This window comes from Listeria grandensis (assembly GCF_014322885.1).
Classification (GTDB): domain Bacteria; phylum Bacillota; class Bacilli; order Lactobacillales; family Listeriaceae; genus Listeria_A; species Listeria_A grandensis.
In genome coordinates this window covers 24,032-36,698 of sequence record NZ_JAASUG010000009.1, presented here as the reverse complement: position 1 = coordinate 36,698, position 12,667 = coordinate 24,032, and the positions used below count along the sequence as shown (strand labels likewise).

General features: G+C 43.4%; 9 protein-coding genes. 8 read left to right on the top strand and 1 reads right to left on the bottom strand.

The window, feature by feature from the left end:
* The first annotated feature begins 57 nt into the window (after window positions 1-57).
* Window positions 58-507 (top strand): MarR family winged helix-turn-helix transcriptional regulator, encoded by a 450-nt coding sequence (locus HCJ54_RS12115; protein WP_187137833.1) that lies wholly within the window; start codon window positions 58-60, stop codon window positions 505-507.
* A complete protein-coding gene (locus HCJ54_RS12110) occupies window positions 504-1,856 on the top strand; it encodes an MATE family efflux transporter (protein ID WP_185409720.1) in 1,353 nt (450 codons plus the stop codon). Before HCJ54_RS12115 ends, HCJ54_RS12110 begins: the two co-directional genes overlap by 4 nt.
* A gap of 51 nt (window positions 1,857-1,907) precedes the next feature.
* Here HCJ54_RS12110 and HCJ54_RS12105 read toward each other — a convergent pair whose 3' ends face one another.
* Window positions 1,908-3,062 carry an ROK family transcriptional regulator gene (locus HCJ54_RS12105; protein ID WP_187137832.1) on the bottom strand — a complete coding sequence of 385 codons (1,155 nt, stop codon included), beginning with the start codon at window positions 3,060-3,062 and terminating at the stop codon, window positions 1,908-1,910.
* Between the two features lie 153 nt (window positions 3,063-3,215).
* Here HCJ54_RS12105 and yicI point away from each other — a divergent pair, with 153 nt between their 5' ends.
* The 6 genes from yicI (at window position 3,216) to HCJ54_RS12075 (ending at window position 12,658) form a co-directional block, all read left to right on the top strand.
* Complete coding sequence (gene yicI, locus HCJ54_RS12100) at window positions 3,216-5,483, top strand: alpha-xylosidase (protein ID WP_187137831.1); 2,268 nt, start codon at window positions 3,216-3,218, stop codon at window positions 5,481-5,483.
* Window positions 5,484-5,540: 57 nt separating this feature from the next.
* The gene (locus HCJ54_RS12095; protein ID WP_187137830.1) at window positions 5,541-6,926 is read left to right on the top strand and encodes a glycoside-pentoside-hexuronide (GPH):cation symporter; all 1,386 of its coding nucleotides are present in this window, start codon (window positions 5,541-5,543) and stop codon (window positions 6,924-6,926) included.
* Window positions 6,927-6,998: 72 nt separating this feature from the next.
* The gene (locus HCJ54_RS12090; RefSeq protein WP_187137829.1) at window positions 6,999-7,517 is read left to right on the top strand and encodes a peptidoglycan recognition protein family protein; all 519 of its coding nucleotides are present in this window, start codon (window positions 6,999-7,001) and stop codon (window positions 7,515-7,517) included.
* Between the two features lie 236 nt (window positions 7,518-7,753).
* A complete protein-coding gene (locus HCJ54_RS12085) occupies window positions 7,754-9,313 on the top strand; it encodes a right-handed parallel beta-helix repeat-containing protein (protein WP_187137828.1) in 1,560 nt (519 codons plus the stop codon).
* 551 nt (window positions 9,314-9,864) lie between these two features.
* On the top strand, window positions 9,865-11,457 hold the full coding sequence (locus tag HCJ54_RS12080) for a type I restriction-modification system subunit M (RefSeq protein WP_187137827.1): 1,593 nt from the start codon (window positions 9,865-9,867) through the stop codon (window positions 11,455-11,457).
* Window positions 11,447-12,658: a restriction endonuclease subunit S gene (locus HCJ54_RS12075; RefSeq protein ID WP_222713026.1), complete on the top strand. Its 1,212-nt coding sequence runs from the start codon at window positions 11,447-11,449 to the stop codon at window positions 12,656-12,658. The genes HCJ54_RS12080 and HCJ54_RS12075 overlap by 11 nt, the downstream gene beginning before the upstream one ends.
* Window positions 12,659-12,667 lie beyond the last annotated feature (9 nt).

Sequence of the window (12,667 nt, the reverse complement as noted above, 5' to 3'; positions counted from 1 at the left end):
GCTATAATGGATAAAGTTGATTGCGCAACCAAGTTAGCGGTTGAGAAAGAGGATATTATGACAGAGAGATACGAAATTATAGCAAAGTCGATGTCGATTGTGAATCGGTGTGGAAATACATTTAAGTTAGAACGGTTAAAGAAATATGGACTGGGTGTCGGACAATTACGTTACATTGCGACGCTGTACGAGTTCGATGGTTTATCACAGGATGAGATCGTGAAACGGTTCATGGTCGATAAGGCCAATGTTGCGCGACACCTTCATCGCTTGGAAGAGCTAGGCATGATTCGACGAGAAGTGAACCAAGCCGACAAGCGCAAACATCGTGTTTATTTGACGGATAAAGGCAGGGAAGTCCAGCCGCTTATCGAGGATACAATGAAAACATGGTCAGGAATTTTGACGCAAGATTTTTCGGAAGAGGAGAAGGAGCAGTTGATCGATTTACTCTTGCGAATGTCGGCTAATGCGCAAAATTACCAAGAGGCGGGTGATTTGGAATGAAGGAACAGAGCAAACGACTGGGCGAGGATAAAATTGGGTCGCTGATGTGGCGTTTATCCGTTCCGGCGTTTATCGGTATGTTCGTGATGGGCATGTACAATATTGTTGACACGATTTTCGTGGCGCGTGGCGTTGGATCGTTAGGTGTAGCGGCACTTTCGATTGCCTTTCCGGTGCAGATGATCATGATGGCAATGGCCGCCATGTTCGGTATCGGTGGGGCATCGATTATTTCGCGAGCACTTGGCGCAGGAAAGCAAGACGAGGCCAATAAAGTGTACCATCAGGTGATTTGGCTCGTTATTATATCGAGTTTACTGCTGGCAATCGTGACGTTTATTTTTCTTGATCCGCTCGTAACGATGTTTGGCGCGACACCGGAGATTCACCAATACGCGAAGGATTTCCTGCAAATTTTGCTACTGGGTTCGGTGTTTCAAACGTTCGCGATGGCGATGAATAATATCGTTCGTTCGGAAGGGAACGCCAAAATTGCGATGTTGACAATGATCATTTCGGCGGTTTTGAATATGATTTTGAATCCAATTTTCATTATGGGTCTGGATATGGGGATTCGTGGCTCGGCTTTTGCGACGTTGATCGCGCAGGCGGTTGGCGCGGTTTGGCTACTCATCTACTTCCTATCCGGAAAAAGTTCGCTGACGCTAAAAGGTCTCCGATTTCATCTTGATTGGAAATTGTCGGGAAGTATTGTTGCGATTGGATTCCCGTCGTTTATCATGATGTCCGCGGGAAGTGTCGTATCGATCGCGGTAAACTGGATGCTCAATATTCATGGCGGGACGATGGCAATTGCAGCGTATGGCGTCGCAAATCGCATCGCATCCTTCATGATTATGCCGATTAATGGCGTGACACAAGGCATGCAACCAATTGTCGGATTTAACTACGGTTCGCGCGAGTATAAGCGGGTCGTAAAAGCCGTGAAGCTTTCTATCGTAGCAGCCACGGTGATGTCGCTCGTCGCATTTGCCGTCGTCGAGCTGTTTCCAGATTTGCTGGTCAGCGTCTTTACGACCGATCAGCAACTACTAAAAGACGGAGCACACGCCGTGCAAATCGTCTTGCTCGCAGCACCTACAATCGGTTTCCAAATCGTCTGCGGTGGCTTGTATCAAGCGCTTGGTCGCGCGCGAATCTCCTTTGTGATTTCGCTGATGCGCCAAATTATTTGTCTGATTCCGCTACTCCTCATTTTACCGAATTTTTGGGGCTTGGACGGAGTTTGGTATGCTTTCCCGCTGGCAGATGTCGGCGCGTTTACGGTGTGTCTCATCATCATGATGCGCACGTGGCGCGGACTATTTAAAAACCCAGAAATGGTTTAAAAGAGCATCACAAAGAGCCAAGTCATTTTGCCCGACTTGGTTTTTGTGTGCTTATTTTTTTAATTCGAATCTTGGTACTTCTAAGAAATTCGCAATCGTTACTACCGCGGCGCCGAATAGAATGGCTTCTTCACCGAGACTGGCGTGTTTCATCTGAATGTTCGCTGATGTGAGGTGCGGTAACTTGTGCTTGATTTTCTCTGGAAAATCAGGGAGGAGGCGACTAATTTCGCTGTGAATGGCAATAACTCTCGGGTTATAAAGCGTAATGATGTTGTGGACGGCAATCGTTAAGTAGTCGATCATGTTGTTGATCAGCTTCGTCGCAAGGGCGTCGTTCTTCGCATAGGCGCGATAAACATCGGGAATAATCGCTTCTTTGTTCCCTGAAAGTTCACGATACGTATCCAAAAGTACTTTTTCTGAACTATACGTCTGGAGGCAACCGTTTCCGCCACAAGTACAGGGATTTCCGTTGACTTGCACGATCATGTGGCCGATTTCGCCGCTGAGCCCGTTTTCCCCGGTGTAAAGCTGGTCGTTCATAATAATACCGGCGCCGACGCCAGCGTGAATACTGATGCAGACAAGGTTGCTGAAGTCACTATTTTTGGCGTGTTCGCTAAGCGCGAGTAGGTTCGCTTCATTCTCTAGGAAAATCGGATAATCCAGATGTTTCTCAAGCTCTTCGGCAAGCGGAAAATCGGAAAAGTCATAAACTGGCGTGAAGTCAATCGCATTATTGTGGATGATGCCATGAATTGCGATCGTCATACCAACAATGCCAAAAGGTGATTCTGGAAGCTGGGCGGTGATTTCTTGGAGAATGGTGACTAAATCAGCGGTGATGGTTGCTTTTTCGACGACGCGAAACGGGAGTAGTTTTCTTTTTAGGGTGGAGCCGTCGAGGTAGTGAACCATCGTATCTATGTAATCGTGGCCAATATCGACGCTAATCGCGAAGCCAGCTGCTTTGTTGAGCTCAAGCATGATCGGTTTGCGGCCACCTTGGATGGTACTTTCGCCGATGCCGACTTCTTTTATGAGTTGTTGATCGATCAGTGTTTTGACGATGGCAGAAACGCTAGCTTTGTTTAGGCCAATTTTTTCAGAGAGCTGAGCACGTGAGAGAGGTCCTTCATTTAGGATGACGCTCAGAACGGTACGCTCATTGGTTTCTCTAATGCCAGTTCGATTTGCAAACATTGCAGTACCCCCTTATTCTTACTACTTATTGTAGCGTGTAGTGCCCTGTTTGTCTATGAAGAAAACGCTTGACAAAATGAAAGAGGCGTATTATTATGATGTTAGTTGGTTTGTTATGCTAACTAACTTAAACGAATCTAAGGAGGGACAAAAATGAAATTTACAGATGGGATTTGGCTTGTAAAAGAAGGCTTTGAAATCCAAAATCCGAAAGAAGTATTTGATTATGAATTGAAAGCGGATACAGCGACGATTTTCGCACCTTTTAAAAAAATTAAAACGCGTGGAGATACATTGAATCTTGGTTTGATGACGACTGAGATCCGTTCGCCACGAGAAGATGTGTTCACCGTGCGGTTGAAGCATCACGATGGCGGCGATCGAAAGTCCCCAGCGTTTCATGTGGAAGAACAGCAGGTTTCGCTACAAACGACGGATAACGAGAAAGCGATTACAATCAAGTCGGGAGATCTCGAAGTTCAGATCGATAAAGAAAACTATGCCCTGTCCTTTTTCGGGAAGCAGCAGTTTTTGACGAAATCGGATGTGAATGGGCAAGGTTACATCACTTCCGCGGATCAAAATTACATACGGGAACGCTTGGATCTTGGTGTTGGGGAAAATATTTACGGGCTAGGCGAACGCTTTACGAATTTCGTGAAGAATGGCCAAACCGTGGATATTTGGAATAAGGATGGCGGAACGAGTAGTGATCAGTCGTACAAGAATATTCCGTTTTTCGTGAGCAATAAAGGCTACGGCGTGTTTGTGAATCATCCCGAGTGTGTGTCCTTTGAAGTTGGCTCGGAGCACGTGTCGAAAAATCAATTTAGCGTTGCCGGCGAGACGTTGGAGTACATGATTATTTATGGACCAACGATGGAAGAGATTTTGCGGAAGTATACGGATTTGACGGGAAAACCAGCCTTGCCGCCAGCTTGGTCTTTCGGACTATGGCTCAGTACTTCCTTTTGTACGGATTACAACGAAGAGACCGTGAATTCGTTCATCGATGGTATGAAAGAGCGGGATATTCCGCTGGATGTGTTCCATTTCGATTGTTTTTGGATGAAGGATTTTGAGTGGTGCAATTTTGAATGGGATCGTCGTGTTTTTCCGGAACCTGAGAAAATGCTCGCGAAGTTGAAGGCGAAGGGTTTGAAGATCTGCGTCTGGATTAATCCGTACATCGCGCAGAAGTCGGCGCTTTTCGCGGAAGGTAAGGAACATGGCTACTTCATCAAAAATAAAGACGGCTCCGTGTGGCAGTGGGATTTATGGCAAGGTGGGCAAGCGATTGTCGACTTTACGAACCCGGTAGCGTGCGCGTGGTATCGTGATAAGTTGAGCGTATTGATCGATATGGGCGTGGACGCGTTCAAAACGGATTTCGGCGAACGAATCCCGACCGATGTGCAGTATTTCGACGGCTCCGATCCTGAAAAAATGCATAACTATTACGCGTATATTTACAATGAAGTCGTGTTTGATCTGTTGAAAGAGAAGAAAGGCGAGCAAGAAGCCGTACTATTCGCCAGATCGGCCACAGTCGGATCGCAAAAATTTCCGGTTCATTGGGGCGGTGACTGCCTTTCTACGTATAGCTCGATGGCGGAATCGTTACGTGGCGGCTTATCATTTATGCTGTCTGGATTTGGTTTTTGGAGTCATGATATTGGCGGGTTTGAAGAGGGTGCGACACCGGATATTTACAAGCGTTGGACACAGTTTGGCTTGCTATCATCGCATAGTCGTTACCATGGAAACGTGGAGTATCGCGTACCGTGGATTTTCGACGAAGAAGCGGTGGATGTGACGCGGAAATTCACGAAATTAAAAATGCGTCTGATGCCGTACTTGTTCAAGCAAGCCGTGATGGCGCATCAAGATGGTATGCCCATGATGCGTCCGATGGTGCTTTCTTATATGGAAGATCCAGCTGCCGCGACGCTTGACCGACAATACATGTTAGGTGAGAATCTCCTCGTAGCACCAATTTTCAATGACGAAGGTCGCGCCGAGTTTTACCTTCCAAAAGGCAAGTGGACAAATATTCTGACTGATGCAGTGTACGACGGCGGCACATGGGTGAGCGAGCATCACGATTACATGAGCTTCCCGCTTTTGGCGAAGGAAAACAGCATTATCGTGTGCGGTTCACAGGATGACCACGCGGAATACGATTATGCGGAAAATCCGACGATCCACGTATACGGTTTTGAAACGGCGGACGCGTGCGCAGAAACCGTGATTTATCAAGCAAACGGTACGCCAAAAGCAACCATCCGCGTCCAAAATAACAATTCCGAAATCACGGTTCACACAGAAGGCTTGGCGAACTACGAAGTCATCTGGCATAAACAACACGAATCAGGGACAAAAACATACGAAACATCTGAAAAAACAATCAAACTAGCATAAAAAATCGAGCCCATCTCTGCGTCGAGATGGGCGACTACTAAAAAAGGTGGAGATTTAATGGAAGCAACAGGAAGAATATCGACGGAACAGCCATTGAAAGCGATGGTGCCATGGAAAGAAAGAATTAGTTATGGTTTAAGTGATACCGCATGTAATCTAGCATTTCAAGTTATCTCGACCTATTTAATGTTTTTCTATACAGACGTTTACGGACTAAGCGCGGCTGCAGTTGGAACGCTATTTCTAGTCGCGCGCGTGATCGATGCTTTCGACGGACCGATCATCGGGATTTTCATCGATCGGACCAATACACGCTGGGGCAAAAGTCGACCATTTTTCCTGTGGTTCGCGATTCCATTTGGCCTCATGTGCGTGTTAACCTTTACGACACCAGGCTTTGATGACGCTGGAAAATTGGCATGGGCTTATATCACTTATATTTTAGTAGGTATTTTATATTCTTGCGTGAACTTGCCGATCACATCGATTTTGCCGAGTTTGACGAATAATCCGCAAGAAAGAACGGTTTTGGGAACCATACGTCAATTTGGTGGAACGCTAGGACAAATCATTGTAACCGTATTCACTTTGCCGATTGTAGCAGCACTCGGAAAAGGCGACGACCAAAAAGGGTTTTTCCTCACGATTTTGATTTTTTCCATCGTGGCTGTGGTATTATTGCTGAACACGTTCTTTAACACGAAAGAGCGGATTGAAAACGTGCAAAAAGTTGTGCGCGTGAAAGACAGCATTCAGGCGATTAAGCGCAACTGGCCATGGGCGATCATGATTTTGATGAACTTCATTTATTGGATGGCGATGACGATGAAAAACCAAACGACGATTTACTTCTTCAAATATAATTTGGGACGTGAAGATTTGGTGCCGATGATTATGGCGCTGGCGTTTGGATCACTTTTGACGTTGCTGATGACGCCCGCTGTGGCTGGACGATTGGGCAAACGAAACACGATGGTTGGCGGACTTGTTTTGGCGATTATTGGACAAGTGATTATGGGCGTTGGGGCGTATAGCCTGAGCGTGCCGATTATCATTGTCGGCGTTGTGATTAACGCGTTTGGAACTGGATTTATCTCTGGATTGCTGTCGGTTATGCTTGCAGATACCGTCGATTATGGCGAGTGGAAAAGTGGCGTGAGAGCACAAGGATTGCTGACTTCCGCATCGAGCTTCGGCGCGAAATTTGGAATGGGAATTGGTGGCGCGATGACGGCGGGAATTTTAGCGGCGGGCGGTTATCAAGCGAATAAAGTGCAATCTACGAGCGCGCTACATGCGATTGAGTTCAACTTTATTTGGATTCCGATTGTCGGCTTTGCGATTGCAGCGATTGCGTTGATGTTCTATAAAGCAGATAAGCAAGAGAAGGTGTATCTTGTGGAATTGGCGGAACGGAACAGGAAATTAAGAGAAGAGAAGTAATGAGGCGAGCCACTCTGATTTAGAGTGGTTTTCTTGTGTTATACTTTTAGAAAAAGAAATGAGGCGAAGTGTATGTCCACGATTAGTCCGTTAGCAACTCCGTACGAGTTTGAAAGCTTTGTGAATCCTGGTGAGGAAAGATGGAATAGCAGAGAAGGCGCAGAAATCACGACGGTGGTTGTACATCATATGGCGAAAACGGATTTTGATGAGGTTCCGGAGGTATGGCGAGAACGCGAGGCTTCGGCGCATTATGGTATTGGACCGAGCGGGGAAATAAGAGTCTATGTTGGTGAAGAGCACAGGGCTTGGCATGCACGGGCGGCAAATTCTTATTCGATTGGTATTGAATGTTGTAATGTCACGGAAGCGCCAGATTGGGAAGTCAGTGAGAAAACGATCGATTCGCTTGTGCTACTAATCCAAGATATTAACGCGCGATACGATCGAAAAATGCGAATCGTTGGGCATCAATGCGCGGAAGGAAATTCTGCGGAGACGACACAATGTCCAGGACCATCCCTGATTCCACGGTTAGCCGAAATTGTTCGGCGGGTGAATGAGTACGACGAGGAAATAATAAAAGGGTAGATCTGATGCTAACAGTTAGAACTGGAAAAGACGGCAGTGGCTCGGTGCAGCAAGCTATTGGGGAAATATCGGGGTCACTCAGGGATGGGTGGCTTTTTCGTCTTGTACGCGACGCTTATCCTTCCTAACTAATCAAAATTATTACCAGTAGTTTTCATATATCATTTTTGGGGAACTAAATAAGTAATAATAAATACAATCATGACGCTCATAGAATTATGTAGGGGGGAGCGACATTGAAAAAACTATATTTATTAGGCGTGGTTTCATTAATAGCTGTATTCTGCTTAGTTATTTTGGGAAATTCCGTAATTGTAAAATCGGCTAGTGTTATTGATTTAAAGCCACTCATCGAACAAGCTGGTAGTGGGACACTCATTTTGAAAGGCAAAAAAGAAGTTACCTACATCGTAAATGAGCCAATTAGAAATGTGAAATGCAGCATTCAAGGCGCACCAGGAGGTTCCTCTGTTAAAGCGAATTTCAAAGGCTACGGCAATTCAGAGACGCCATCTTTGCTCCACTATCAAGCTGGTATCCACAATATTTTCATCAAAAATATCAGCTTTGATTTGGCTCAGATCGGCAGGGGAGCGATTAATTTTTATCAAAATACGAATATCGTCGTGGAAAACTGCTTTTTCACAGGTTACTCCAAAACATATGGTTGGCGCGCAGTCGACAGTTCGATTTGCTTCACGGATAGCAAGAATATCACCATTCGCAATAATCGCTTTATCAATAACGGTTACCAATACGGCAGAGCCCTGAGCGAGCTCAACCGCTGCATTACAATTCAGGGAAATGCCGGCGACAACTATACCATTTACAATAATGAATTTACCAAAGTAAGCCAGGCTATCGTCGTAAACGGCAATAAAATTAGCAAATTCAGCGTCTACAATAATGCTTTCAACGCGGTGATTGATAATAGCATATACCTACTGGATATCCCCGTTGCGAACATCTACAACAATGACTTCAATAAAACGAAAACTACCAATTCTCCTGATGAAGGGATCGTCCTCTCTGGTGGCCATTTCAAAATCACGAATAACCGCGCATACAATGTGTTGAATAAATTTATCGCCATTAACGGTACTACAAAAAGTGTAGAAGTAACGAATAATAACGTCAAAAATGAAAAAACACAGCAGCGTCCAGCGGTTATTGCATGGCGTAACAATACGGCCTATACCGTGCAACAACTCAATTTTTCGAACAATAAAATAGATACCGATACGGCACCCGCAAACTACGACACCATTCCGATCGGTAGAGTGAAAAAGCTGACCATTCAAGCGAATCAATTCATTGTGAAAGGTCTCGCGAATTATCAAAATTTGTTTAGTTTGCAAGGTCAAGCAGAAATGGATTCGGTGCAAATTACGGGAAACACAGTAAAACCTCGTGCTGGTAGCGTTATCGCGAAAAACGCCTGTTTGCTACGTGAAAAAGTACCAGTCGTCCCTCAAATTAAGGTATTGAAGATGGAAAGCAACAAATTTAGTGGCAAATATCCTGCGATTTTAAATAGGATCGGTGGGACTGTGAAGCTGAACGGTTATCGGAATAGGAGCAAGTGTATGACTGGAACCTACAGTGGCCCAATTGTGAGGGCTCGCTTAGTTGTGAATGGTGTCGCGAAACAGTTGGGCGGTGCTTTTATGAATGGCAAGTTCCAGTTTTATGTGGGAGGACATACTCGGTATAAGAGCACGGATAAGGTGGATTTGATTGCTTATAATGCGAATAATAAGCAGTTGGATAGGGAGCGGGTGAGGATTATAAAATGAAGGGGGTCGCTCAGTGTATGGGCAGCTTTTTTTGGCGTGCATTTAGAAGCGAGGTTATGAAATTAGTTTAGTCAGGTATATTTTAAATAATTTATTGCTAATAGATTTTCTAATTAGGTTTGTTCAGGATTGTCAAAGTTGGCATCATGGATAAGTTCTCTTTTTTTGTTCGCACAAGCATTACAATAACGTACATGTTTCATTTGAAATGTATGTACAGAGGTCAGATGCCTCCTGCTTGATGCTGTACATCTAGAAAATGATTGCATATAATAAAGGTAGATATTGGAGGGTTTCTATGAGGAACATACAGAGTAATATTTGTGGTGCGAAAATTTGAACGGATGGATCGAGAAGTTAGGCATGATTTTTCGAAGTTTACAGTGGTTGGGAAAAGTGAGGTGTTCGAGGATTATGAATACTTAATGGATGAATAGGTAGTTTTACATATGGATAGATTGCAAGTATATTGAGATTAGTTTCAAACAGATCGCTCATTTCAATAAAATCGTGGTAAAATAGAAACATACGATCGGAAAAGGAGATTTAAAATGAGTGAATTAAACGCAACATTATTTAGTGCAGCTGACAATTTACGGAGCAAGATGGACGCTTCGGAGTATAAGAATTATCTACTAGGGCTGATTTTCTATAAGTATTTATCGGATAAGTTATTGGAGCAAGTAGTTGATGCAGTCGGTGAACCGTTGGAGAAATTCGACACGCGAGAAAAACAAACGGGATTATACCGCGAATACCTTGCAAATGATGAAGTAAAAGAGGATTTAATCGAAGAACTAATAGATACGCTTGGTTATGAGATTAAGCCGGATTATCTATTCAATGAGCTAGCGGAAAAAGCGAAACATAATGTGTTCCAATTAAATGATTTGCATCAAGCTTTCGTGAATTTGGATGGTACATATGCACAATTTGTTGGGTTGTTTGACGATGTTGATTTGTACTCACGGAAACTGGGCGTGGATGATCAACAGCGGAACGTTACGATTACCGAAGTGATTAAGAAATTGAACAATGTGGATGTGTTAGGCCGTAATAGCGATGTGATTGGCGATGCGTACGAGTTTTTGATTGATCAGTTTGCATCGGATGCTGGGAAAAAAGCCGGGGAATTCTATACGCCTCATGAAGTGTCGGTTATGATGGCGCGTATTGTTGCTATCGGGCAAGAGGATAAGAAGCTGTTTAGCGTGTACGATCCGACAATGGGGTCGGGTTCCTTAATGTTGAACGTGCGAAACTATCTTAATCACCCAGATAGTGTGAAGTATCATGGACAAGAGTTGAATACCACAACGTATAATCTAGCCAGAATGAACTTGATATTGCATGGCGTGGAAGACGAGGATATGAGGTTAAATAATGCGGATACATTGAATAAAGACTGGCCTGACGATGAGCCATATACGTTCGATTCGGTATTGATGAATCCACCTTACTCAGCGAAATGGTCTGCGGATGATACGTTTATGTCAGATTCTCGCTTTAAAAATTACGGAAAATTAGCGCCGAAATCAAAAGCCGATTTTGCGTTCTTGCTGCACGGTTTTTACCATTTGAAAGATTCAGGGACAATGGCGATTGTATTACCACATGGCGTGCTTTTCCGTGGTGCTGCTGAAGGCGTTATTCGTAAAAAACTGTTGGAAGATGGAAGTATTGACGCGATTATTGGGATGCCGTCTAATATGTTTTTCGGTACCTCGATTCCGACGACGGTTATTATATTGAAGAAGAATCGGACGACGCGAGATGTTCTGTTTATTGATGCGAGTGATGAGTTTGTGAAAAAAAGGAACCAGAACAAGCTTTCTGTAGAAAACATTGAGAAGGTTATTGATGCGTATAAAAAACGTGAAAGTGTTGAGAAATATGCTTATGTTGCAACGTTTGATGAGATTGTAAAAAACGACTATAACTTGAATATTCCGCGGTATGTGGATACATTTGAGGAAGAAGAAATAGTAGATATGGCAGCAATTGGTCCGTCGATTCGTGAAATTAGGAAAGAAAAAGAAGCGCTTGAGAAGAGTTTGTTGGATATGATTTCTTCTCTTGAGTATGGCGAAGAGAACGAGGCATGGATTAGGGGTGCGATTGAGGTGTTTGACTGTGAGAAATGAGAGATTCCCAGAAATACGATTTTCGGGGTTTACTGTGAATTGGGGGTATCGTCGTTTAGGAGATATTTTAGAGGAGCACAATGAATTTTTAAAAGGCGATAAATATCCAATAGCGACATCATCTAGAAGAGGACTATTTTTACAATCACTATATTTTGATGGGAAACGAAGCGGTATAGATGAGAGTTTGATATTTCATGTTGTTCCAGAATATTATATTACTTATCGTCATATGTCAGATGATTCTACTTTTCATTTTAATCAAAATACTATGGGAACACCCATCCTTGTTAGTAAAGAATACCCTGTTTTTACAACTAATAAGGAAGCTAATATTAACTTTGTATTAAATAATTTAAATTATTCAGCCGGTTTCACTCAGTTCTCACATATGCAAAAAAAAGGTGGGACACGAGTACGTTTGTACTACAAGGTGTTAGAATCTTATAGCTTATTCTTGCCCTCAGTAAAAGAACAGACTGAGATAGGGGATTTCTTTAAACGGTTAGATGAGGATATAATTTTGCAGCAACACATGCTAGACAACTTAAAGCAAACAAAACAAGGATTCCTTCAAAAAATGTTTCCAAAAGAAGGCGAGTCAGTTCCAGAACTTCGTTTTCCTGGGTTTTCCTATGCTTGGAAAGAGTGTAAATTGGGGGGGATAGCAGAAATTGTGAGAGGAGCATCGCCACGACCGATTCAAGATCCTAAATGGTTTGATACTAAGTCAGACGTAGGATGGTTAAGAATATCGGATGTAACGGCACAAAATGGAAGGATAAACTATATTGAACAAAAAATTTCTCAATTAGGGCAAAGAAAAACTCGTGTGTTAATAGAGCCTCATTTGCTCTTGAGTATTGCTGCTACTGTGGGAAAACCAGTCATAAATTATGTGAAAACAGGTGTTCATGATGGATTCTTAATCTTTCTTAATCCGTTATTTGAACAAGAGTTTATGTTTCAGTGGTTAGAAATGTTCAGATCTGAGTGGGGAAAATATGGACAGCCAGGGAGCCAGGTCAATCTTAATTCTGATTTGGTAAAAAATCAAAGTTTATTAGTGCCTTTACGAGAAGAACAACAAAAAATAGGCCAGTTCTTCAAACAACTCGACGACACAATCGCTCTCCACCAACGCGAACTCGATTTACTAAAACAAACCAAAAAAGCATTCCTACAAAAAATGTTCATATAAAAAAACAAA